At 57.9% G+C, this 22,379-nt stretch carries 20 protein-coding genes and 1 tRNA gene; 12 read left to right on the top strand and 9 right to left on the bottom strand.

Going from position 1 to position 22,379, the window contains the following annotated elements:
• Positions 1–5 precede the first annotated feature (5 nt).
• On the top strand, positions 6–650 hold the full coding sequence (locus RBB82_RS01695; RefSeq protein ID WP_433973385.1) for an L-threonylcarbamoyladenylate synthase: 645 nt from the start codon (positions 6–8) through the stop codon (positions 648–650).
• Between the two features lie 152 nt (positions 651–802).
• Positions 803–1,477, top strand: coding sequence for a YdcF family protein (locus tag RBB82_RS01690; RefSeq protein WP_433973384.1), 675 nt, complete (start codon positions 803–805; stop codon positions 1,475–1,477).
• Here RBB82_RS01690 and RBB82_RS01685 read toward each other — a convergent pair.
• Positions 1,474–2,436 (bottom strand): DUF92 domain-containing protein, encoded by a 963-nt coding sequence (locus RBB82_RS01685; protein WP_433973383.1) that lies wholly within the window; start codon positions 2,434–2,436, stop codon positions 1,474–1,476. The two genes, RBB82_RS01690 and RBB82_RS01685, sit on opposite strands and share 4 nt — an antisense overlap.
• Before the next feature lie 159 nt (positions 2,437–2,595).
• Here RBB82_RS01685 and RBB82_RS01680 point away from each other — a divergent pair, with 159 nt between their 5' ends.
• Positions 2,596–4,074, top strand: a complete 1,479-nt coding sequence (locus RBB82_RS01680) for a YncE family protein (protein WP_433973382.1) — start codon at positions 2,596–2,598, stop codon at positions 4,072–4,074.
• 195 nt (positions 4,075–4,269) lie between these two features.
• Here RBB82_RS01680 and RBB82_RS01675 read toward each other — a convergent pair whose 3' ends face one another.
• Complete coding sequence (locus tag RBB82_RS01675; RefSeq protein WP_433973381.1) at positions 4,270–5,139, bottom strand: anti-sigma factor; 870 nt, start codon at positions 5,137–5,139, stop codon at positions 4,270–4,272.
• Positions 5,136–5,702: an RNA polymerase sigma factor gene (locus RBB82_RS01670; RefSeq protein ID WP_433973380.1), complete on the bottom strand. Its 567-nt coding sequence runs from the start codon at positions 5,700–5,702 to the stop codon at positions 5,136–5,138. The genes RBB82_RS01675 and RBB82_RS01670 overlap by 4 nt, the downstream gene beginning before the upstream one ends.
• A 231-nt stretch (positions 5,703–5,933) precedes the next feature.
• On the opposite strand from RBB82_RS01670, the gene RBB82_RS01665 reads away from it, so the two are divergent.
• A complete protein-coding gene (locus RBB82_RS01665) occupies positions 5,934–6,728 on the top strand; it encodes a TlyA family RNA methyltransferase (protein WP_433973379.1) in 795 nt (264 codons plus the stop codon).
• 12 nt (positions 6,729–6,740) lie between these two features.
• On the opposite strand, the gene RBB82_RS01660 is transcribed toward RBB82_RS01665, so the two are convergent.
• Positions 6,741–8,975 (bottom strand): AsmA family protein, encoded by a 2,235-nt coding sequence (locus RBB82_RS01660; protein ID WP_433973378.1) that lies wholly within the window; start codon positions 8,973–8,975, stop codon positions 6,741–6,743.
• Positions 8,976–9,198: 223 nt separating this feature from the next.
• Between RBB82_RS01660 and RBB82_RS01655 the strand changes: the two genes are divergently transcribed.
• From RBB82_RS01655 to RBB82_RS01645, 3 genes are all read left to right on the top strand, one after another.
• Positions 9,199–10,074: a neuromedin U gene (locus tag RBB82_RS01655; RefSeq protein WP_433973377.1), complete on the top strand. Its 876-nt coding sequence runs from the start codon at positions 9,199–9,201 to the stop codon at positions 10,072–10,074.
• A 175-nt stretch (positions 10,075–10,249) separates the two neighbouring features.
• Positions 10,250–11,107 carry an NAD(+)/NADH kinase gene (locus RBB82_RS01650; protein ID WP_433973376.1) on the top strand — a complete coding sequence of 286 codons (858 nt, stop codon included), beginning with the start codon at positions 10,250–10,252 and terminating at the stop codon, positions 11,105–11,107.
• Between the two features lie 9 nt (positions 11,108–11,116).
• Complete coding sequence (locus RBB82_RS01645; protein ID WP_433973375.1) at positions 11,117–11,497, top strand: DUF3592 domain-containing protein; 381 nt, start codon at positions 11,117–11,119, stop codon at positions 11,495–11,497.
• A 169-nt stretch (positions 11,498–11,666) separates the two neighbouring features.
• Here RBB82_RS01645 and RBB82_RS01640 read toward each other — a convergent pair whose 3' ends face one another.
• Genes RBB82_RS01640 through RBB82_RS01625 form a run of 4 tightly spaced genes read right to left on the bottom strand, consistent with a single transcriptional unit; the run spans position 11,667 to position 16,122 of the window.
• Positions 11,667–12,431 (bottom strand): ABC transporter ATP-binding protein, encoded by a 765-nt coding sequence (locus RBB82_RS01640; RefSeq protein WP_433973374.1) that lies wholly within the window; start codon positions 12,429–12,431, stop codon positions 11,667–11,669.
• Positions 12,432–12,437: 6 nt separating this feature from the next.
• The gene (locus RBB82_RS01635; RefSeq protein ID WP_433973373.1) at positions 12,438–13,541 is read right to left on the bottom strand and encodes an ABC transporter permease; all 1,104 of its coding nucleotides are present in this window, start codon (positions 13,539–13,541) and stop codon (positions 12,438–12,440) included.
• The gene (locus RBB82_RS01630; protein WP_433973372.1) at positions 13,541–14,848 is read right to left on the bottom strand and encodes an ABC transporter permease; all 1,308 of its coding nucleotides are present in this window, start codon (positions 14,846–14,848) and stop codon (positions 13,541–13,543) included. The genes RBB82_RS01635 and RBB82_RS01630 overlap by 1 nt, the downstream gene beginning before the upstream one ends.
• Positions 14,848–16,122, bottom strand: coding sequence for a Fe-S-containing protein (locus RBB82_RS01625; protein WP_433973371.1), 1,275 nt, complete (start codon positions 16,120–16,122; stop codon positions 14,848–14,850). Before RBB82_RS01625 ends, RBB82_RS01630 begins: the two co-directional genes overlap by 1 nt.
• Positions 16,123–16,319: 197 nt before the next feature.
• On the opposite strand from RBB82_RS01625, the gene RBB82_RS01620 reads away from it, so the two are divergent.
• Complete coding sequence (locus RBB82_RS01620) at positions 16,320–16,913, top strand: hypothetical protein (protein ID WP_433973370.1); 594 nt, start codon at positions 16,320–16,322, stop codon at positions 16,911–16,913.
• Positions 16,914–16,941: 28 nt separating this feature from the next.
• Complete coding sequence (locus RBB82_RS01615; RefSeq protein WP_433973369.1) at positions 16,942–17,634, top strand: GNAT family N-acetyltransferase; 693 nt, start codon at positions 16,942–16,944, stop codon at positions 17,632–17,634.
• Positions 17,635–17,716: 82 nt separating this feature from the next.
• Here the strand turns inward: RBB82_RS01615 and RBB82_RS01610 are convergent.
• Positions 17,717–17,793 (bottom strand) — tRNA-Arg (locus RBB82_RS01610).
• A gap of 269 nt (positions 17,794–18,062) precedes the next feature.
• Here RBB82_RS01610 and RBB82_RS01605 point away from each other — a divergent pair.
• The 3 genes from RBB82_RS01605 to RBB82_RS01595 all read left to right on the top strand — a co-directional run bounded on the left by RBB82_RS01605 (position 18,063) and on the right by RBB82_RS01595 (position 22,299).
• Positions 18,063–19,682, top strand: coding sequence for a phytoene desaturase family protein (locus RBB82_RS01605; RefSeq protein WP_433973368.1), 1,620 nt, complete (start codon positions 18,063–18,065; stop codon positions 19,680–19,682).
• The gene (locus RBB82_RS01600; protein ID WP_433973367.1) at positions 19,682–21,115 is read left to right on the top strand and encodes an APC family permease; all 1,434 of its coding nucleotides are present in this window, start codon (positions 19,682–19,684) and stop codon (positions 21,113–21,115) included. The genes RBB82_RS01605 and RBB82_RS01600 overlap by 1 nt, the downstream gene beginning before the upstream one ends.
• Before the next feature lie 485 nt (positions 21,116–21,600).
• Positions 21,601–22,299 carry a PEP-CTERM sorting domain-containing protein gene (locus RBB82_RS01595; RefSeq protein WP_433973366.1) on the top strand — a complete coding sequence of 233 codons (699 nt, stop codon included), beginning with the start codon at positions 21,601–21,603 and terminating at the stop codon, positions 22,297–22,299.
• Positions 22,300–22,379 lie beyond the last annotated feature (80 nt).

The raw sequence follows: 22,379 nt of genomic DNA, 5'->3' as shown, positions 1-22,379 counted from the left end.
CAGATTTGACGGCCGAAACTCTCCGCATTCACCCCGACGAGCCAGAACCATCGCTCATCGATTACGTCGTCGCAAGCCTCAACAACGGCAACGTCGTCGCTCTCCCCACGGACACCTTCTACGGCCTCGCCGTCGACCCCGTCAATCTCAAAGCCGTCGACCGCATCTACGACCTCAAAACCCGCGCTCGCCACAAGCCCCTCTCGCTCCTCATCGCAGAGGTAGCCCAAGCATATGAGATCGCCCGTCAGCTCGACTCCGCCTTCGACCGCCTCGCCGAAAAGTTCTGGCCCGGCCCTCTGACTATCGTCGTCAAAGCCGGCTCCAAGCTGCCCCTTCGCGTCACCGCCAACACCGGCAACCTCGCCCTTCGTGTCCCCGAAGCCGCCATCCCGCGAGCTGTCGTCAGCCGCCTGGGCCTTCCCATCACCGCGACCTCAGCCAACCTCCACGGCCATCCCGAGTGCGCCTACGCCAGCGGTGTCCGCGAACAACTCGGCGACAAGATCCCTCTCATCGTCGACGGCGGCCCCACCGCCCGCACTACCGCGACCACCATCGTCGATCTCTCCGGTGGCGGCAACTCCTGGATGATCCTTCGCGAAGGAGCCATCCCCACCCACGAGATCGCACTGGCACTCCAGCACTAGCCTTAAAACGGCTCATCACTACTATTTTTTGCAGCGGCCATCTCACGTCTTAACCTGTAGACTTGCTCGATGTAAAAGTTGAAGTCTTGTCTCACATGTCCTGAAGCCTTGGGCCAACTCTCGCTCGTTTCGACAACGATGTCCTTATACGAATGACCGTTCCTCAATCCAATCTGCGCTCGTCCGTCACCACTCGCGCTCTCGTCGTTCGTCGCCTGTTCGCGCTGCTGCTTCTCATCGCGACCGGATGGTGCATCTGGGTCTACAACCAGATCGACTCCCTCGCGATACAGGACAATGCCCAACCTGCCGACGCTATCGCCGTCTTCGGTGCAGCCGAGTACTCCGGCCATCCATCCCCCGTCTTCCACGCCCGCCTCGACCACGCCGTCGAGCTCTACCGCAAACACATTGCCCCACTCGTCATCACACTCGGCGGAGGCAGCGACAAAGACTCCGGCAACACCGAAGGCGGCGTCGGCCGCGACTACCTCCTCGCCAACGGCATCCCCTTCGGCAACATCATCGCCGAGACTCGCTCCATCGACACCGAGCAGCAGGTCCACCGCCTCGCCGCCATTGCCCGCGAAAACAACCTCCACCATATCGTCGTCGTCTCCGACGGCACGCATCTCTTCCGCATCCGCCAGCTCTGCGAAGACGCCGGCCTCGACGTCTACACCTCACCCCGCCCCATCGTCGGCCACATCAGCAACTACGACCTTGCCATGCGCTACTTCCACGAGATCGTCAGCTACACTGCCCTGCGCCTCAACCTCAACGTCAGCTGGCTCCACAGTTGGCTCGAAGGCAAGCCCGACGTCTAGTGCATGAAGAGCCGATAGACAGCCGCAGCCAACACCGCCGCAAACATAGTCGAAGTAAAGTTCACCAGATCATTCCCCAGCCATCCTCGCCGTTCCACCGTAGCTCCGAGCAGGCTGTCAAAAAACAATCCACAAACCCCGGCAATCCCCGCAATCGCTCCATCCCTGACGCTCAGTCGAAGCGCCCAGGCCCCCAATGCAGCCACCAGCACCCCAGCAACGACTCCCGCACCAGATCCCAACAAAGTCACAGCCCCATCTGTTCCGACGTCAACCCGCCGCAACCCCACAAGCATCACCGGCACCCCGCCAAACGCCTGTCCAATCTCCGAAGAAACCGTATCCGCCGTAGCCTCCACCAACGCCGCGAGACACATGATCATCATCACGGGATGCACCCACGTCGAGTAGTAGGAACCTCCACAACAAACCTCCCCCCCCATCGCAAAAACAAAGCCAAGCGACGAGACACTCAACGCTGCTGCCGCAAGATTTGCAATCACCTGCGACGCACTTCGCCCCCGGCGATCTTCAGCGAGCCCTGCCCGCGCCTTTTTTCGTCTGCCTGCTCGCGTGGAAAGAAACGTAAGTACAAAGAGAAATACTAAAGGCGTAAGCCCGGATCGCAGTATCGTGTCGTTTGAAGAAGAAGTTCCATACAGGAGAATCAAGCAGATCATTCCGCCAACCAATGCGCCCCCCAGCGTAGCAGCACGCAACGCCAGCACAAGGCATGCAAAAGCAATGCTGATCCCGACAATCTCCGCAAGAAGAACCAATTCAGCAGTTGTACCCATACTCCACAGGAAGTAGTTCTGCCTCAGAACGGAGGCGGTCTCCAAAGCTAAGAGGGTGCCCACCACCCAAACCAGCCACTTCGACTGCAACCGGTCCCGCGCCTCCGGAATAGCCTTCCTCCAGCCCCTATCCCGCGCTCCCTCTTGCATTTCCTCGCCCATCCGCCGGCCTCATACCTCTCCGTGATTTACAATCAAACCTTGAGCATAGCCAACACCAGCACCAACGCGGGAGCAGTTTTGCACTTAGCAAGAATCGAAGCAGAGACAAGTACCCAGTCGCGGCCATCCCGGCGCCCCGTTCGGTCGGTAGTTCGGACCATGGCCCAGACCATCCGGACCGCATCCCGGCACACCTTCCAGTTCGCTTTGGCAGCCGCCGTCATCGCATCGATCGCAGGCTGCGGCAACAACTACCGCCCCGTCGTCACCGCCATCAGCCCTGTCGGTCCTGCGGCGCAACCACAGAAGTTCGCCGTCGCGATCTCCAGCACTGGGACACCCACAAACCCCACCGCAGGCCTGCTGACCTTTGTGGACTTCTCCGGGGATACCATTCTCATCACGGCCAACGTCGGCGTGAACCCCTACTATCTCATTCTGAACAACAGCACCGTCACCAGCACCGGCGCCGCGACCACTGCCACGACAGGCTTCACACTCAACAGCGACCGGACCTTCAGCAGCTTCGACATCGACACCACGTTGCTGACCAGCCAGGTTCTCCAGAGCACGCTTCCACCCAACGCCTGCCCGCTCGCCATCTTCCCCGAGGGCCTTTCAACCTACGTCACCAACTCCGCCACGAACCCCGGCCCCTGCGCCAGCACCACCGGCGGCCCGAATGCGATCTTCCAGTTCGCAGGCTCGCCCTTGAACCTGCAGCAGCAGCTTGTCGTCGACCCGGCCTTCAGCCCCATCTATACCGTCGGCGTCGTCGGCGCCCCGCGCGTCTTCGCCATCAGCCAGAGCAACACCGGCGGCCTCGGTCAGGTCAACACCATTGAAACAGCCAGCAACACCGTCGATCCAATTGCAATTCCCGTCGGCCACGGTCCTGTCTACGGCATCATGACCGGCGATGCCTCCAGCGCTGCGAAGCGAGCCTTCATCCTCAACCAGACCGACGGCACTGTGACCGTCATCAACGCTCAGACCAACCTCCTCGACAACGTTCCGGCGGGAGCGACAAATCCCATCGTCGTCGGCACCAATCCTCTATGGGCTGACGCGGCGCCGGTCCGCAACGAGATCGTCGTTGCCAACGCAGGAGACGGCACAACTCCTGGTTCCGTAAGCATTATCAGTGTTCCGCTCTGTTCGGCGACCGCCCAGCCCAACAATCCCAACTGCGACCTCAACAGTCCTGTCGACGCCATTGGTTTTGGACAAGTGCTCGCGAACGTATCAGTCGGCATCAATCCAGTCATGGTCGCCGTTCTCCAGGACACCACCAACAGCCGTGCCTACGTCGTCAATAGCGGCAATCGCAGTATCCCCTGCGCCGCTCCAACGGCAGCTCTTCCTCTCGGCAACTGCACTGTATCTGTAATCAATCTCGCTACAAATACAGTGACCGCAACCATCCCGATTCCGCAAGCTACGATCGTTGGCATCACCCCGAACATCAACGGGCATCCGAACTACATCGCCGCCAGCAGTGGAACTCCTACCGGCAAGGTCTACGTCACCTCGCCCGAATCAAACTTCATGACCGTCATTCGTACCGATACAGACGCCGTCGACACGACTATTCCTCTGCAAGGCAACGGAGTCTCGGTACGTGTTACCGCACCCTAAAGCAACGCCGCAGTTGGTGTACATTCGCTGTCGCTTTTTTTGTCATTCCCGAAGGGAATCTGCGTTTGCAATCTCTACACCATAAGGAAAATTACCCTAAAAAATCGTTGTATAGCTGACGAAATGAAAAAGGCCCTCCACCATGGAGGGCCTTTCGCTGTTGTCTTCAACTGCAGTAGTCTTCCAGCGCAGATTTTACGCACCGACAAGTATAATCGGCAGAGTTGGAGTCGCGGATCCGCCTTCATCCTCGATCGTCACGCCAAACGCCTTCGCTTCGACTCCCTTGGGCAACTGCGGCAGAATGACGTTGGCGTTTCCATGTTCATCCGGGTGGAAGGTTCCTGCCGGAATCGGATTCTGTCCAGCCGCAGCCGGAATCAGCCATAGCTCATACGTCTTGGCGGGCTGCAGAGGTGCCAGATTGCTCGCCAGGAAGATCAACGACCCTTTGTTCGCAACGTAGGTAGCCTTGCCCTGCGGGAGAGCCGGCGCGCCCTTCGTCGTCAGCGTCACTCGCATCGCTGTGGTGTCGGTCATCGTATCCAGCACCTGCCGCGCTGCCGCTGCATCTGCCGTCAAATGATCGATCTGCCCTGCCTGTTGTGTAACGGCGTTGCGCAGCGCCTCCCGCTCGCGATACAGATTTCCTGTCGAGACAGCTAGTCCCGCAGCGGCCGCCCAGCCGATCCACGGCAGCACCTTGCCTGCGACGCCGCGTTTCGGCTGCTCGAGCTCAGGCCGCTCGTTCTCAGACAGAGAACTGCGACCGTCATCGCGGCTCGGGCTTGGTGCAGCCTCCGCAACTGGTTGCCGGTCGATCGGAACTGCCTTCTTCTCCCGCCCAACTTGCTTCATCAGACGTTCGCGCGCCTGCGTAGGCGGCGTATGCATATCGACCGTATGCGCATAGAGCGCGAGATCGCCCTGAATCTCAGCCAACTCTCGCCGCGCCTCTGGCGAACGCTCAACATATGCCGCGACCTCTGCTGCCTCTTCCTTCGAGAGAAGCTGCATGGCAAACAACGCCAGATCTTCTGAGGTGATACGCCGTGGCTCACTCATGCTGGGAACGCCTTTCTCAGCGAGGTCAGAGCGCTGCGGATTCTTGTCTTGACTGTACCGAGTGGATCGCCCGTCATCTCTGCGATCTCGGAGTGTGTTAGACCATCAAAAAATGCCATCTCCAGCGTTTTGCGTTGTTCCACTGGAAGCATACTGATCACTGCCCGTGCTTTCTCCATCAAACTATTACGCTCTGCTTCGTTCGCAAGGTTGTAATTCGATGCCAGGGCCATCTCTTCGACTGACTCCATCGGACGCTTTCTACGAAGCGCATCGATCGACCGATTTCTCGATACAACAGCGAGCCAGCCGCCAAGACTACCGCGAGTTGCCACAAAACCATCAGGGTTACGCCAGATCTGCATGAAGATTTCCTGGAGTACGTCTTCCGCCGAGGCTGGGTCTCTGAGGACCCTTAGGGCAACTGAGTACACAACCTTCGAATAGCGGTCGAACAGCGCCGCCATGGCGTACTCGTCCCCCCTCTGCACAAGTCCAAGTAGGACTGAATCATCCTGACCCGAGGGTGGTGGTGAATTTACGAGTCCCGTTTCTCTATACATAAAACGCACCTACTACAATTACAGATTGCAGATACCATGAAGTATTTAGGTTGACTCAGGCAACCAAATGTAATCTCAGATAAGTTACTCTCCACTTACCAGAGCTAACTCTACTCGAAAAGTTGATACTGTGCAGATTTCATCATCTCTCCCATTACGAAATGAATTTGAACTCTCACAAACAAATCCTCAGATATCGTTCATCCGCATTCACACGCTAGACCCACACGCATGAACAATTCAATACCACTTCAGCGCAAGGAATCACAAAAGTATCGCATCGACAAACTTCTCGTCGATAAAGGCCACGCTGCTTCACGGGAACGCGCGCAGGCTCTCATACTCGCAGGCAGAGTACTCGTAAACGAACAGCGTGTTGACAAACCAGGCACCCCCGTTTCAATTGATGCTGTCATTCGCCTCCTCGGCTCCGATCTCAAGTACGTCAGTCGTGGTGGACTCAAACTCGAGCGCGCTCTCTCTCACTGGAACATCAACCTCACCGGCCTCAACTGTGTCGACATCGGAGCCTCCACCGGTGGCTTCACCGACTGCATGCTGCAAAGCGGTGCTGCCACTGTCCTCGCAGTCGACACCGGCTACGGTCAGATCGCGCAGAAGCTTCGTGACGATCCACGTGTCACCCTGCGCGAACGCACCAACGCCCGCCTTCTCACCCCCGGCGAACTCCTCACCCCCGGCAAACCCACTCCTGCGTTCATCGCGATGGACGTCTCCTTCATCTCCGCCACCCTTGTCCTTCCTGCAGTCCTCAACGCGCTCAGCAATCCCGACGAGCCATGGCGCGGCACGACCGTCATCCTCGTCAAACCCCAATTCGAAGCAGGTCGCGCCAACATCGGCAAAGGCGGCATCGTCCGCGACCCCGACGCCCGTCAAGCCGCCGTCGAACGCGTTCGCGAGTGTGTCATCGAGCAACACGGCGCAGAGATCGACATCATCGACTCTCCCATCCTCGGCATGGAGGGCAACCACGAGTACCTCCTCCACGCCCGCTTTCTCTAGCGCCCCCACCCGTCAGTGTTTTCCAAGCAGGCCACCCAGCGTATTCCCCAGATTGGTAGGATTCTTTCCACCCTTCTGCCCCGTCTTCCCATTGATATAACCCTGCGCCGCACTCGCACCCACACTGGTAGCAAGGCTCGCAACATTCGGCGTGAACGTAGGATTGCTCGTAGTCCCACCAATCGCCACTGGTATCCCATTCTTCATCGCACTGCTTGCGATGCCTCCCGCAGCCCCGCCGCCAGATCCACCAGGAATGTACCCCGCCAAAGCCCCAACCAGCGCAGCCTTGCCGCCGCCACCTGTGTTCGTCGGAGGAGCACTACCACCCCCACCCGCTGTCAGCCCCGTCAGCTTCAAAACCGTGTTGTAGTTCAGCGCTCCCCCCGGGCTCACCGTGCCAGATCCCGTCGCAGTTCCCACGCCAGCCACATCCAGCGCGATGTTGTCCGTCCGTATTCCTCCACCCTCCTCGCGAATGTTCATACTCAGCGAGCGTATATTCGTTCCCGGCCCGGTCGCAGAGCCAATTCTTCCACCGGTAAACGACGACAGCGCCGACAACTTCGAGCCCAGGTCAAATCCCGCAAGCTGCGTATTGTTCACCTTCACCGGCCCGCTGATCACCGGAGCCGCCGTTGTCCCCGTCACCGCCAGCGACGTCGTCACCGTCCCTCCCTGCAGCCGCGAGCCCTGCGGCAGATGCACTCCTACCGCCGGTAGGAAAGCCTCAAGCTCATTGATCGACATCGCATCTCCCACCACCTTCATATTGATCGCCGTCGAAGCTCCGCTTCCCTGATACGTTCCCGTCACGCGAATCACTGCGCTGCCAATCGTTATCACCGCCTGCTGCACCTCACCCGACACCGCCTGCTCATTCTGCGCCACCGTAAACTGTAGCTGCACCGGCTTCGCAGACGGCACACCATCCTTCGCCAGCTTGATATTCGCAACCGTTGCCGTGCCCGCTGCATTCAGCGTCTGCCCGTTCGACGTAATCTTCGCCTGCAGATCGGTCATCCCGCTGATCCCCGCATCGGGAGGCAGCACCCCCGCGGTTCCAATCTCAAAATGCTTCAGCGTAACGTTCGCATTCAGCGGCGTCCCTGCATTATTCGATTGATTGAACGGCCCAGCGGTCCCATTTGCACTCAAGCTCCCGCCATTGGGCAGCACCGCACTCGCGCTGAACGGAGAAAAGCTCTTCGGCGTCACATTCGTCACCTTCGCATTCACCTGCTGATACACCGACCCCGGTCCACTCTGTCCAGCCGTCATCAACGTGACCGTTCCATTCTTCACCTCAGCGTCGTCCACCGAGAGGTTCTCCAGCATCGTCTTCCACTCCGCACTCGCATTCGCGGGCTTCGGCGTCTTCGGAACATTGGTCTTCACCACCGTCAACTTCGGACTATCGACCAGCAGCTTGCTCACATGCAGCTGCGTCCCATTCCACGACGCATCCAGAATCACGCTGTCCACCGTACCCGAGATCCCATCCGACTTATCCATCAACCCCATCGCCAACGGGTCAAGACGTTTCACATCCACATGTCCCGCGAAAGGTGTTGCCGAAGCGTCCTGCTGATTCAACGGCCCCGCCGTGCCATTCGCAATCACCGTCCCGCCTGCCGGAAGCTTGGCAGAGGCGGTAAACGGAAACGACTTCGTAAAAGCAAAGTCCTTCACCTTTAAATTGACATCCTCGTACACATGACTAACGGTCGTCGCGACGCCCGGGCCATTTCCCACCGAAATCCGCCCATGTTCAATACTCACCTCACCCACCGTCAGGTTCGGGAAAGCCGATTTGGTCTCTGCACTTTGGCTAGCCGCCTGGTTGGCCGACCCGATCTTCGAGTAATTCCACGTTCCGTCTCCCGCACGCAGCAACTGAATCTTAGGAGCCTCCATCGAGAACCCATGGATCTCCAGCTGTTTGCTGAATATCAGTGGAAGCAACGCCACGTTGATCTTGATGCTGTCTGCCTGGATAAACGGTTGCGTGCTGAACGCCGGATCATCTGCGACCGTAGTATTCTCCGCCACCAGCCCACCCGACAACACCGACAGGCTAAGCTTCCCAATCGTCACCTTTCGTCCCAGCGACTGCGTCAGTGTCTTTTCAATCTTTGCTTTGAAGCTATCCGTGTTCAGAAACAGCGGTACCGCAACCGCCACAAGGATAAGGAGCGCCACCACGGCGCCAACTGCAATCACGACCAACCGTGCAGACTTGCTCATAGCCTCACCCCGTGTAAACCGCGTCTAATTGTGATGCCGCAGTATAAATCGATGTTGCACGCGCATTCGCAAGTGTTGATCGATGTGAGGTTTCAGATTCATCAAATAAACGGCGCACTTTTGAACTACTAGTACTTCTACTAGTGTGCGGTCATTCCTCGCCCGACTAAGGTCGATTGCAGAGGGCCCTTGGGATGATGAAGCAATCGAGACGCCGCCTCCTTTGGGCTGGCCTTCTCTTGTCTCCCGCCGTACTCGTCGCACAAAATGCCCCTCCTGGCTCCAAGCCCGCGGCTCAAGCCGCATCCCCTCCCGCTGCGCCAGTAGACGACGCAGACGCCTTAGCCAAAGCCACACAAAACCCGTCGCCAGCCTCATCAGCGTTCCCATCCAGAACAACTCGAACTTCGGCGTCGGCCCCTACAACCGAACCCAGGACGTTCTCAACATCCAGCCCGTCATCCCCTCACGCATCAGCGAAAACTGGATGCTCATCTCACGAATCATCCAACCAATCGTCTGGCAGCCGGACGCCACACAGAACACTGGCGGCCAATACGGCATCGGCGACATGAACCCCACCTTCTTTTTGTCTCCCGCCAAGCCCACAAAAATAATATGGGGCGCTGGTCCAGCGATGGTCTTCCCGACTGCAACCAGCACAGTCCTCGGCCAGGGAAAGCTAAGCTTCGGCCCATCTGTTGTAGCCCTCGTTCAACCAGGCCACTGGACGCTCGGCTTCCTGGTCAATAATGTGTGGTCCGTCGCCGGCTCCTCTCACCGCCCTTCGGTAAACCAGATGACCTTGCAATACTTCATCACCTACAACCTGAAAAAGGGCTGGAACATAAACAGCGGACCAATCGTCACGGCAAACTGGCACAACCAGGCCGGCGGCGAGTCCGCCGACGGAGATGACACACCCCCAGGAGGCAGATGGACGGTGCCCTTTGGCGGCGGCGTCGGCCGCGTCACACGTCTCGGCTTCCAACCGGTCAACATCTCGGCAAACTTTTACGGCAATGCCATCCATCCACCGGGCGCATCCTCTTGGGGCATGCGCCTCCAGATCGCGCTCCTCTTCCCAAAGAAGCCCTAGATCACTCGGCCCATCGTTGGCAGGCACAAGCTCACTCCGACCAGCGGGAGGACCGACGCCGACAGCCCTGCCACGACAAGGTATACAAGTCACGAAGTGACCGCTCTCCGCGCAGGAGGCCCGTCCGGCAGGACATTATCATTTCAATATCTCCCTGCAGTTACACTAGAAACCAATGCTCCAGGCAGCCATCATCTCCAAGCCCCAGAAGCCCGAACTCCCGGGAATCCTGCGCGACCTCATCGCGTGGCTCGAAGCCCGCAACTACCATTACCTCCTCGACCCCGACAGTGCTGCCTACGTCCCCGGCGCTCAAGGCGTCCCGCGCGTCGATCTTCCAAAGCACAAGCCCAACCTCGTCATCGTCCTCGGTGGCGACGGCACTCTTCTCGCCGCGGCTCGAGCCTTCGCCCGCACCACCACCCCCATCCTCAGCGTGAACCTCGGCTCCCTCGGCTTCCTCACCGAGATCCCCCTCGCCGAGCTCTACCCCACCCTCGAAGCATGGTGCGACAACTGCGCCGAGATTGAAGTCCGCAGCATGATGCACGCCGAGATCATCCGCGACGGCAAAACCATTCAGGAGTGGGACGCCCTCAACGACGTCGTCGTCGCCAAAGGCACCATCGCCCGCATGGGCGACTTCTCCGTCGAGATCGACCAGCAACTCGTCGCCACCTTCCGCGCCGACGGCATTATCGTCTCCACCCCCACCGGGTCCACCGCCTACAACCTCGCCGCCAACGGCCCCATCGTCATGCCCAGCGTCAACGCCATGCTGGTCACCCCCATCTGTCCCCACCTGCTCACCATCCGGCCCATTGTCGTCCCAGGCGACTCGACCGTCAGCATTCAGGTCGTCGGCGTCCCCAACGAGATCTACCTCACCGTCGACGGCCAGGAGGCAGTCCAACTCAAACTCAACGACCACGTCCACCTCCAACGCTCCGAAGCCAGCGTCCGCCTCCTCCGCCACAGCCCGAACGGCCTCTTCAGCGTCCTCCGCTCCAAGCTCAAGTGGGGAGAACGCTAGGAGCGAACTATGGTTGGCTTATTCCTTGATGTGTATGTCATTTATCTGATCAAGCTCATAATTTGGGCGTTCAGAATGTCTGGAAGCGACAAATGGCCAATTACGACAGCCACAGTATTCTTTACAGACGAATCCGCGGCCAACTCAAGTTATCCAACCGCAACCGTGGCTTACAGCTACGAATTCGATGGCAACAGCTTTGAAGGGGGGACCGACAAACCCTTTATATCTCGGGCATCTGCGAAACAGTATCTAGGTCGATTTCCAAAGGGCAGTAGCCTCAAAATACGAGTCAAGCCCGGCGAACCTGAAATATCCGTCTTCCGCGACGGCGATCAGCTTGCACACCGCGAGGCCAGCGCAAACCGTGTAGAGCTCCACCCAAAATAAAGTTGAAAATCGTGGCGCATTTTTTAGCCTTCAAAGTAGTGGCTGCAAAGCACCACATCCACCACGCATAACACCACAAATTCACCACAAAAACACCACAACAAAACAAGCATTTTCGCCAAAACCCCCAGCAAAAACGCCTGTCCACCACAAAATAAAAATCCGGAAATTAACGCCGCAAAGTGACCATCGGCCCACCGACCGGGTGACAAAAAACCTTCCCATGGCTCAGCGCAATCTTCCTTTGCGCCAATCCCGCCATCTCCGGATCATGCGTCACCATCACGATCGTATGGCCATTCCTATGCAAATCCTGCAGCAACTCAGCCACAATCGTCTGATTCGCAGCATCCAGATTTCCCGTAGGCTCATCCGCCAGCAAAATCGGCGGATTATTGATCAGCGCCCGCGCAATACAAACCCTCTGCTGCTCCCCACCGGACAACTCACTCGGCAGATGCGACACCCGCTCACCCAAGCCCACCCTAACCAGCGCCGCCCGTGCCTCAGCCTCATCCGTCATCGAGTGAAAATACTGCGCCAGCATTACGTTTTCAATCGCCGACAAGTAGGGAATCAGATGAAACTGCTGAAAGATAAACCCAATCTTGTCCGCGCGAAACCGATCCAACTCCGTAGCCGTCATCGAAGCAACATCAACGTTATCAATCTTCAACTCACCCGAAGTAGGCCGATCCAGACACCCGATCAGATTCACCAGCGTACTCTTGCCAGAACCAGAAGGCCCGGTAATCGCAACCCACTCACCAGCCACAATCGAGAACGTAGCATCCGCCAGCGCCCGCACTGTGTTGCCGTGGCCCGCGTAGTCACGCGTCACATGCTTCAGAGCGATAACGGCGCAGTCATCCCGCGTATTCTCGCCAAAATCAGGCAGCGGCCCGGTCTGTACCTTAGCTTCGTTCACACTCATATCTTCTCATTCCCCCTTCAACAGTGCAGCGGGTTGAAGCCCGCGCAGCACTCGTAGTGGGAGAAGTGCAGCCATCGCCGCAATCGCCACATTCAACAGCAGCACCAGCGGCAGCACCGAAAGATGCGGCAACGTCGCCGTATGAAAGTTCCCTTCGCTGATAGCCCACGCCGCCGCCGACCCAACAACAAAACCGGCAGCCACACCAGCCAGCGCCAGCACCAGCGCCTCCAGCAAAAACATCCCCATCAACCGACCCTGCGACCCACCCAGCGCCTTCATCAGCGCAAAATCTCTCCGCCTCTCCAGTACGCTCGCCGACAACGTCGCCAACACGCTCACCGCAACCGTCAGCGCAATCAGCAGAACCGCGCCATACATCAGCGCGTGTGTCCGGTCCACGATCTTCGACTCGCCTTCAACGAGCTGCCGCACCGGCTGTACCTGCACCTCCGGCAACTCCTGCCGCAGCCGCGTCATCGTAGCCTCAACGCTCGCCGCCCCACCCGGAACCTGCACTTCAATCACACTTGGTCCCACGCCCGTCCAGTTAGTAAACGCAGCGAGCGGCATGTAGATACGGCTATCCTCATCGCCACCAGTCTTGATGCGTCCCACGCCCTGCAACGTCACAGAATGCCCAGCATAAGTCAGCGCAACCGCACGTTCGTTCCCCACAAACTGCGTCGCCCGCTGCCCAAGCAGTGCGTCATTCGCAGCCGCAGCATCAGGCCACGCATCCACCTGCCACCAAGAATCCAACCGCTTCACCGCCGCAAAGTCTGTCCCAGCAACAACAACCGGAGTACCTGTATCCGTAGTTGCGACAGCATACGCAAACTCTGCCGCAAGTGCGTCCGCACCGGCCGCCTGTTGAACTCGTGCCAGCGCATCTGGCCGAAGCGGCGAAGATGCTGGCGCTGTGATCACCACATTTGCGCCGAAGCTACGAAACTCCTTGTGGAGCTTGGCATCCAGATCGGCATACAACGTCAACAGTGCCGTCGCCACACCCGCAGAGACGGTCATCGCAACCAATGCAGAAAAGCTCCGCGCTCTGCGATGCACCAGCGACCGTTGCAGCATCCCGACCAGGCTCAGAGTAGGCATTAGGCATCCGCCCTCAGAATTGCGGATGGTTCCATACGCAGAGCCGCACGTATCGACGGCGTACTCCCCGCGATTGCCACCACGAGCGCCAACGCAACCACCACTGGCAGCAGCACAGGAATCAAGACAGCCTGCGCACTCCCTCCATCACCGGCAAAGATTCGCGCCCCCAACCACGCCGCAAGCCCAGATCCAAGAAGATAGCCAAGCGTCCCTGCAAATAAAGCCAGCAAACCGGTCTCCGCATAAAAGAGCAACGCAATGGCTCCCTTACTCGCACCGAGCGAACGCATCAACCCAATCTCTCCGCGCCGCTCCAGAATTGCCGTAGCCATCGCCGCGCTCACAGCAAACCCCGCAGCAAGAAGAGCGGCCGCACTAATCAGCCACATCAACCCGCTGATTCGGCTGAGCACATTGCCTTCACTCTGCTCCACGCGCCTCACCTGCTCCGCCTGCGCTCCAGGAATCGCCTCGCGAATCTGATAAGCAATCGAGTTCGCATACGGCCTGCAGTACCAAATCTCCCGCTGCTTCGGGGGCAGGGAATCGGGATCAACCCGTGCAAACGCATCCTCCGGCTTCGTCCGCGCGCTCACTTCAACGCGACGAACAGCATCGCTCATCCCTGAATAAGCCTGCGCCTCTCGCAACGGCAGCAGGATCTCATCGTCGGTCGCATCGCCCGTCGTAACAAGCCCACTCACCTTCGCAGTCGATGACGTAGATGTCCCACGCATCCCTTGCAGGAAGAAGCTGTCGCCGATCTTCAGTTGAAGCCTATTCGCGACGTTGGCTCCAACAGCAACATCTATATCGTTCCCACCAGAGTGCGAGGCAGGCCACGACCCCTGCAACTTCCACCACGGATGCAGCGCAGGCGCTCCCGTCTTCAAACCGCTAAAGTCATGATCGAACCAATACCCCACACCGTTGACGGCCACAACCGGATCTCCATCCCGATGAGTCATTGCAAGCTGTACCTGCAGCTCAGGTGAAACCCCAGTAATGTTGTTCGCCCAAAAAATCCCCTTGAGCTTCGTCAAATCGCTTTCCTTCAGATAAGCCCCACCGGACGCCGGCTTCACATCCACCGCACCCACCTTCACATCCAGCAGATCGGCCTTCGGATACACAACGATGTTCGCCCCATACACCGCCAACTCTTTATGAATTCGATCGCCAATCGTAGTAGCCAGCGCAAGCATCGCAGTCACCGCAGTAGTACCAAGCAGAATCGCCACACCCGCCAGCATCTTGCGCCGACGCTGTCTGACAAAGCTCTCCATGAGCAGGCGAAAGAACATTACCGTTCAAACACCGGCGCAAGCGCCCGCAGGTCCTCCGCTTGAATCACCAGCTGCCCACCACCCACGGTCGACTTCAGCGGGATCGGATTACATCCACCCTTCGTCCCCATCGAAGCCGCGTTCAACGGCGATGCGCACATCTTGCAAGTGATCCCCTGATCGCCAATGTAAAAACCAACCGGTCCACAGATCTGGCATGCATCGGCGACAGAAACGATGTTCCCATCCGGCTTCTTGAACAGCAGAAACCGTATCTCGACGTTGCCGCCCTTCCCATCGTCCAGATGTACCCCATAACGATGCAGCTTATCGTCATTGATTTCAGCGGTAGGCAGCGTCACCTGAGAACCCACCAGCGTCACAGCGGCTGTGGGAGAGAGCGCCGTCGAACTTTTCGCATAGATAAACTCTGCCGTTGAAAGGAAGATAAACACAAAGCTCGTAGCGACGACCGCAGTCATCCACATCTTCTCGCGTCGCTGCGTCCACTCAGCGCGGCGCTTATCCGCGGGTGTCGCCGTCGTAGCGAGTACAACTGGCGCGCGGCGTCTGTACTCCATCAACATCATCAATCCTGCCAGCGCGAGCATCGTGACAAAGAAGAAGAGATCATTGCGGACGATAGGTCCGATCAAACGCATCTCCGTCGGACTCGATGGCAGCACGCCATTCTCGCTCAACTCATGCAATCCGCTGACGATCAACTGAAATGCAACAAAATAAAGTATGACCGTCGTAACGCGAAAGAATCGCTGTAGATTGATCTTGACGCTGCCGCGAATGAACAGCACACCAAACACAACTGCAACCGCGATCCCAAGCAGTGTCCCGGTAAAGCTAAGCAACTCCGTCGAGTTCAGCGTCACCGCCGAAAGAATCAACACCGTCTCCACGCCCTCGCGGAGCACCAGCAGAAACACAAAGAAGAACAGGCCAGCCTTCGATACCCCCGCCGCACCGGCGTACTGCGCAACCTTCTCCTCAATCGAACCCTTCATGGTCCGTGCAGTCTTGTGCATAAACCAGATCATGCTGATGACAAAGGCAGCCGCCCCCAACATCACCCAACCTTCAAAGATGTCCGTGTTGAACTGGGTCCGTGCCACCACAACCGCGCCTGCCACACTGGCGGCAATCGCTGAGCCCAAAGCCCAGAAGACCGTCCGCTTCAGCTCCGGCCTGCCGATCTTGGACAGGTACGCGAACACAATGCCCACGATCAACGATGCTTCCACCCCTTCGCGGAGCGTAATGATAAATGCTTGCAACATAAGGTCTTTCTCTTCCCTGGAGGTAACTCAGCAGAAACGGCAAACGCCGCCCTCTTAACTTGTCTCCTCGAGGGTCGGAGCAGCCCCTCGTTCATACTCTAGTGTATTGAGGACTATTTTGGTCGTCAATCCGTAACGTCTGAAACTTCAGCAGAATTCACCCGCCCAACAACCAAACCAAAAGCTATGCTTACGAAATGGTCCGCTCGCGCCCCTACTTCCGCCTCTTTGTTCTTACCTGGCTGGTCGTCGCTTTAGGAGCATGCGCACGGAAGACCGAGAAGATCGCTGAGACAGGGACACAGCCCCCCGCCACAATCCTTCTCATCCGCCACGCGGAAAAGTTGACCGGCGGACGAATCGACCTCTCTCCCACGGGTTTCGAACGCGCTCGCCTGTTGCCTAGGCTGTTTGGCCCTTCCCTACGGCCCGACGTGCCGACACCGCAGGTGCTCTTCGCCACTCACATCAGCGCCCACTCCAACCGCCCCGTTCAAACCGTCACTCCGCTCGCCGAAGCGCTTCATCTGCCCATCGACGATAGCTTCAGGAACGATGACTATGCCGCCCTTGCTTCCACTCTGCTCAGCGGAAAGTACGCCGGCAAGGTCGTACTGGTGGTCTGGCATCACGGGGAGATCCCGAATCTTGCCAGGGCCCTCGGGGCAACGCCGCCCTACTCCCCCTGGCCAGAGCAGCAGTACGACCGCATCTGGCGCATCGACTACGCCAACGGCAAGGTCACTCTACACGACCTTCCCTACTTGCTTCTGCCCGGCGATTCGAAGTAAAACGACACATCGCGTATGTTCTAAAAGAATGACTGACCTACCAGAGAGCCTCTTCGCAGATCCCGTGTGGCACGCTCTCCACACCAGGCATCGCCACTTCTCAGTCTCAGTGGGAGACGCCTGCCGATATCCCGCGGATGTCGCTCCGTTCGCTGCAGTCGCTTCGCCGTCCGTCGCCTCGCTGCTCCAACTCCACTCCCTTCTAGCGCCTGACGAGTCGGTGTGGATCGCCGGTGAGACCTACCCACATCCGCCTGAACTCGTCTTCGAAGAATCACTGGAGTGTCTCCAGATGGTCCTTCCCGCAGAAATTACCCAACCCGCTCCAACGATTGAGATCCTGCCGCTCTCTAACGCCGACGCGCCAGAGATGGTTGCGCTCACGACCCTCGCATTCCCCGGCTTCTTTCGCAGCAGAACCTGCGAGATGGGCAACTACTATGGCATTCGGTCTGAGGGCGAGTTGATCGCGATGGGCGGGGAGCGTTTGATCATCGATGGCTACCCCGAAATCAGCGGCATCTGCACACACCCGGCACATCGTGGCAAGAGCTACGCTGCAGCCATTATGTGGCAGCTGGCGCGAGATCATCGCCGCGATGGCCTGATCTCCTGGCTCCACGTCAGTGCCACGAACTCTCGAGCCATCGAACTCTACGAACGGATGGGATTCAGAGAAGTCCGCAGGATCATACTGCATCGAATCTCCCGCAAACAGTGACGTATCCACTCGATTAGTGGCGCCAGTATTTGTTTGGAAAATTTAGAGTCGAGAGCTCGATTCCTTGAGCTCAATCGAAGGATGGTGCGCCCGGAAGGATTCGAACCTCCGACCCTTTGGTTCGTAGCCAAATGCTCTATCCAACTGAGCTACGGGCGCACATTTGATGGGATGCAACCTTTTAAAGATATAGGAATTTGCTCTCGGGAGCAAGCTTCTGACCCCACAGCGAATAGTCCGCTGACTTCCTTCCGTTACAGCAAAGGGTATTCACCCACAGTACTATTTTGCCGCGCGCAAAAAACGTTCTCGATTTAGAAGTCGAATACTTAGGGATAGCGGCGGATCCGGCGCACAAGTTCGATATAGGTAAATAACCGCCGTCGTTTCTTCTTTGTTATCTGAAGCCGGGCGTAGATACTCCCAGTATGTCCGCAACGGCAGCAGTCCTGGGAAAGGTCGGGCTCCCAGCCCCACTCAAGGAAATCGCTGGTCGTCGCTGGGATGTAATCGTCGTCGGGGCTGGTCATAACGGATTAGCCTGCGCCACATATCTTGCACGAGCCGGCCAACGTGTGCTGGTACTTGAAAGCCGCGAACGAGTCGGTGGTGCCTGCACGGTCGAAGAGCCATTTCCCGATGTTCGTATGTCGCCCTGCGCCTATCTTGCAGGTCTCCTCCATCCCCTCGTGATCAAGGAGCTCGGACTACCCGAACGCGGCTTCGATTGGACACCTGCTGTCAACGGCCTCTTTGTGCCGTTCCTCGACGGCAGCAGCATCCAGCTTTGGGACGATGACGCTCGCTGCGAAGAAGAGGTTCGCCGCTTTTCGCCCAAAGACATCGAAGGCTGGCGCGCGATGAATGATGTAATCCGCAGATTGCGCGATGCGCTGCGGCCCACAAGCGGATCGTCCGACGCAGACCCGCACAGCGGCGCAAGAGATCTATGGATCGGCGACGCACCCACGAAAGAGCGCCTAGAAGAGCTCCTCTCAGGCGACGCCGAAGCACACAGTCTTCTCTTTAACTGGTCGATGGCCGAGTTCGTCGAACGCTATCTCACCGACGAACGCCTGCAATCCGCATATCTGGGCCAGGGCGTAATCGGCACCAACGCAAGTCCCTTCGACGCTGGAACCGCCTCCATCCGCTTTCATCACTCCTCAGGCCGGCTCGGCGATATGCCAGGCATGTGGGGCTACGTAAAGGGTGGCATGGGAATGGTCTCCTTCTACTTCTGCGATGCTGCCCGCGAAGCCGGAGCGGTCGTGGCTCCAGGCATCAGCGTCGCGCGCATCCTCCCCGGAGAGGGAGTCTTGCTCGAGAGTGGAGAGCGCATCACCGCGCCAGTCGTCGTCTCGAATGCCGATCCAATCCGCACACTTCGCATGTTGGACGCAGACGCGGATCCCACCTGGGAAAAAAAAGTGCGTTCCGTGCCAATCGAAGGATGCACGGTCAAACTAAACGTACTACTCCGCGAACTTCCAAACTTCACCGCACGTCCTGGAACGCAGGAACCCCATCACTACGGCCAGATCAATGCTCCGTTGACGAAGGCCGAGTGGAAGGCCAGTTATGCCGCAGCCCGCGCAGGCCACCTGCCAGACAAACTCTGGTGCGAGCTCTATTTCCAGAGTGTGCATGACACAACCGTAGCTCCCGCCGGTCTGCACACCATGAGCGTCTTCGCGCAATACGTGCCCTACGCATTCGCATCAGGCAGTTGGGACGATCACCGCAACGATGCAAAGGAACTGGCACTAAGTTCGATTGGCCGCTTCTGCAGCAATCTGCCAGAGGCCGTCGTCGACGCACAAGTTCTAGGACCACCCGACATCGAACAGAAGGTCGGTCTCACCGGCGGCCACATATTTCAGGGCGAATGCCTTCCCGCCTACATGTGGAGCAACCGCCTCACCCCTCGAACTCCCATGCAAGGCGTATACCTCTGCGGCGCATGCACGCACCCCGGCGGCAGCGTAATCGGAATCAACGGACGAAACGCTGCGATGGCCATCCTGCGTGATCGGAACCAAGCCTGATGACCAACTCCCAGCCGGGCGAGAAGCAACTACTCAAACGCGAGTTAGGCCTTTTCGATCTCACGCTCTTCTACATCGCAGGCGGATTGAGCCTGCGGTGGATCGCAACTGCGGCAGCAGCCGGCCCCAGCACAATTCTTGTCTGGATCTTCGCCTGTCTCTTCTTCTTTGTGCCCCTCGCTGCAAGCGTGCTTGAACTCTCGGCGCGCTACCCACAAGAGGGCGGCCTCTACGTCTGGACCCAACGGGCCTTTGGTGACTTCTCCGGCTTCCTCGTTGCGTGGATGTATTGGATGAGCAACCTGCCGTTCTTTCCTGCGGTGCTCTACTTCGGAGCAGGCAGCCTCCTCTTCGCCTTGCCCCACGGTCAGAAGCTTACAAACACCAGCAACTACTACCTCTTGTTCGCGCTGGTATGCCTCGCGGTCATTACGCTATTCAACGTACGCGGACTGAAGTTTGGAAAATGGCTCAACAGTATCGGAGCACTCGGGAGTTGGGGTCCGATCATCATCCTGATGATCCTCGCTGGCGTCAGCGTCTTCCGATTCGGGTCCGCGACGAAGTTCACGGTCGCGACCATGACGCCTCATGCAAGCCTGAGAAACGCGATCTTCTGGTCGACAGTCTTCTTCGCCTTCGGTGGATGCGAGACCGGCTCTTTCATGAGCGAGGAGATAAAAAACGCACGACGCACCATTCCCCGCGCCCTCATTGTCTCCGGAATACTTCTTGCAGGCAGCTACATCGCCGGAACCATCGCGTTGCTCGTTGCTCTGCCAAGCGCTGAGATCAGCGGTCTGGGCGGCTTCGTCAGTGCCATCCAGGTCATGTGCGCCCGTCTTGGTCTTTTGTGGATCGTCCTCGCGATAGCTCTGCTCGTCGCTCTTAACAGCGTCGGCGGAGCCGCGTCCTTTCTGTCTTCCACCTCGCGCCTGCCCTTTGTAGCCGGAATCGATCGCTACCTGCCAAAGGCGTTCGGGAAGGTTCACCCACAGTGGGGCACACCATGGATCGCGGTGATCTGCTATGGCGTCGCGGGAATGCTCTGCGCATTGCTGAGCCAGGCTGGCAGCACAGTGCAAAGCGCATACGACCTGCTCGTCAGCATGTCCATCATCACGTACTTCATCCCTTTCCTGTATCTCTTCCTCGCAATGATCCGGCTGCAGCGCGAACCATTTCCCCAGGGAGTGGCGCGAGTCCCTGGAGGGAAGCCGGTCGCCATCGTTCTAGCCGTTGTGGGTCTTATCACCACATCGCTGACCATCGTTTTGGCCGTCATTCCATCAAGCGATGAGCCTCACAAAACGATTGCGATCGCCAAAGTCCTGGGATCGACATTACTTCTAATCGGCGCCGGAGTAGCTGTCTTCTGGGGCACGGCCTGGCGGAACAGAAACACAGAAAGTCGTGCGCAACTGCCCAATTAGCGTCGACAGATAAATCTCATACCCAGACTAGGCATGCGACTGAAGAGATCAGTTGCAACTTCCATCACATAGCTGCACATTTCTGCGTTCATCCTATGTGGCACAAGTGTCTGTAAACGAAGCGCCCCAGGCGAGTAGCCGTTTGTGGGCTTAATTATCTGAAGTCTTTAGTATGGCGCTAAGTCTGGAAGAGGTGTAAGTTAGCCATTATCTTGTTTTTTGGGGGCTTCAATATTTGATCGTCCAGCTGAGTCTGGGGTGATGACGTATATATCTGACGATCAAATGTTGGGAAGTACATGCAAACAATGAGCAGTATCTGCAACAAAATGCAGAGCACGTCTCCCCGGTCGTTCTTTTACCACATGGCGGTTGACAAGAATTGCAGCACGACCCTGCGTCGTACTGCGGAAAACAAATAAGTCAGCTCAGATCGCCATGGCAAGACTTGAACCATGAAATCACTTCTGTCTTGGAGGAGTTCGATGATTAGGCGACGTGTATCGGCGATTGCGGGCGTACTGTTTTCTATTGGCTATCTACTCTGTAGACCTGCCCTGGCAGACACAATAACAAACGGAAACTTTGAGACCGGCTCCCTGGCCGGATGGACAGTCTTTACAACATCAAATGGTAGTGACGGCGCAGGTCTTCCGAGCGTCACGCCTTTCACTACGGCAACGAGCGGTACAAGTGATGCTGCGCACTTCAACGTCGGCGAGGTAAACTTCGACTTCACTCAGCAGGGCGGTGGTTTGTCTCAGACCATCATCGCGCCGGTGAGCGGTGCTTATACATTGACTGAGGAGTTTGCGTCTCAAGATAACGTCGGTAAAAACGTGGATGCAGGAACGTTCTCGATACTCATCGATGGAGTCACTGTCGCGTCGGACGATCTCGGTTCTTTTGCGATGGCCGGCCAGCTTCTGAGAGGCAGCTTCAATGAAACCTTCAATTTGACGGCGGGATCACACGTATTCGAGACCGAGATCAGCCGACAGTTCTTAAGCACTGGACCAAACACACCGGACGAGTACATCGATAACGTCTCGCTGACTCCGAATGTGAAGGGTGTCGCTCTGACTCCAGAGCCGTCGAGCATCGCCCTGATTGGCACCGGAGTTCTGGGTCTGGCGGGAGTGGTCCGCCGCAGAGTTCTTGTCTCCCAGAACAGAAGGAATTAATCTGTTCTTTCGGTAAAGACACTCAACGCCCTCCCGCGCATCGCCGGCTTTAGGCCGCTAGTGCCATCGCGCGTAACTCA

Origin of the sequence: Tunturiibacter lichenicola, assembly GCF_051013355.1 — a bacterium.
In the GTDB taxonomy this organism is placed as follows: Bacteria; Acidobacteriota; Terriglobia; order Terriglobales; family Acidobacteriaceae; genus Edaphobacter; species Edaphobacter lichenicola_F.
Note: the sequence above shows the minus strand (reverse complement) of the source record. Positions and strands in the feature narration are given on the sequence as shown.

What these genes read in the sequence shown, in the direction of transcription:
- RBB82_RS01620 (WP_433973370.1), top strand. Translation starts at nt 16,320, where the DNA reads ATGGTCCGCTCGCGCCCCTACTTCCGCCTCTTTGTTCTTACCTGGCTG.
- RBB82_RS01600 (WP_433973367.1), top strand. Translation starts at nt 19,682, where the DNA reads ATGACCAACTCCCAGCCGGGCGAGAAGCAACTACTCAAACGCGAGTTA.
- RBB82_RS01660 (WP_433973378.1), bottom strand. Translation starts at nt 8,975, where the DNA reads ATGAGCAAGTCTGCACGGTTGGTCGTGATTGCAGTTGGCGCCGTGGTG.
- RBB82_RS01690 (WP_433973384.1), top strand. Translation starts at nt 803, where the DNA reads ATGACCGTTCCTCAATCCAATCTGCGCTCGTCCGTCACCACTCGCGCT.
- RBB82_RS01625 (WP_433973371.1), bottom strand. Translation starts at nt 16,122, where the DNA reads ATGTTGCAAGCATTTATCATTACGCTCCGCGAAGGGGTGGAAGCATCG.
- RBB82_RS01675 (WP_433973381.1), bottom strand. Translation starts at nt 5,139, where the DNA reads ATGAGTGAGCCACGGCGTATCACCTCAGAAGATCTGGCGTTGTTTGCC.
- RBB82_RS01615 (WP_433973369.1), top strand. Translation starts at nt 16,942, where the DNA reads ATGACTGACCTACCAGAGAGCCTCTTCGCAGATCCCGTGTGGCACGCT.
- RBB82_RS01665 (WP_433973379.1), top strand. Translation starts at nt 5,934, where the DNA reads ATGAACAATTCAATACCACTTCAGCGCAAGGAATCACAAAAGTATCGC.
- RBB82_RS01685 (WP_433973383.1), bottom strand. Translation starts at nt 2,436, where the DNA reads ATGGGCGAGGAAATGCAAGAGGGAGCGCGGGATAGGGGCTGGAGGAAG.
- RBB82_RS01605 (WP_433973368.1), top strand. Translation starts at nt 18,063, where the DNA reads ATGTCCGCAACGGCAGCAGTCCTGGGAAAGGTCGGGCTCCCAGCCCCA.
- RBB82_RS01635 (WP_433973373.1), bottom strand. Translation starts at nt 13,541, where the DNA reads ATGCCTACTCTGAGCCTGGTCGGGATGCTGCAACGGTCGCTGGTGCAT.
- RBB82_RS01630 (WP_433973372.1), bottom strand. Translation starts at nt 14,848, where the DNA reads ATGTTCTTTCGCCTGCTCATGGAGAGCTTTGTCAGACAGCGTCGGCGC.
- RBB82_RS01595 (WP_433973366.1), top strand. Translation starts at nt 21,601, where the DNA reads ATGATTAGGCGACGTGTATCGGCGATTGCGGGCGTACTGTTTTCTATT.
- RBB82_RS01650 (WP_433973376.1), top strand. Translation starts at nt 10,250, where the DNA reads ATGCTCCAGGCAGCCATCATCTCCAAGCCCCAGAAGCCCGAACTCCCG.
- RBB82_RS01645 (WP_433973375.1), top strand. Translation starts at nt 11,117, where the DNA reads ATGGTTGGCTTATTCCTTGATGTGTATGTCATTTATCTGATCAAGCTC.
- RBB82_RS01680 (WP_433973382.1), top strand. Translation starts at nt 2,596, where the DNA reads ATGGCCCAGACCATCCGGACCGCATCCCGGCACACCTTCCAGTTCGCT.
- RBB82_RS01640 (WP_433973374.1), bottom strand. Translation starts at nt 12,431, where the DNA reads ATGAGTGTGAACGAAGCTAAGGTACAGACCGGGCCGCTGCCTGATTTT.
- RBB82_RS01670 (WP_433973380.1), bottom strand. Translation starts at nt 5,702, where the DNA reads ATGTATAGAGAAACGGGACTCGTAAATTCACCACCACCCTCGGGTCAG.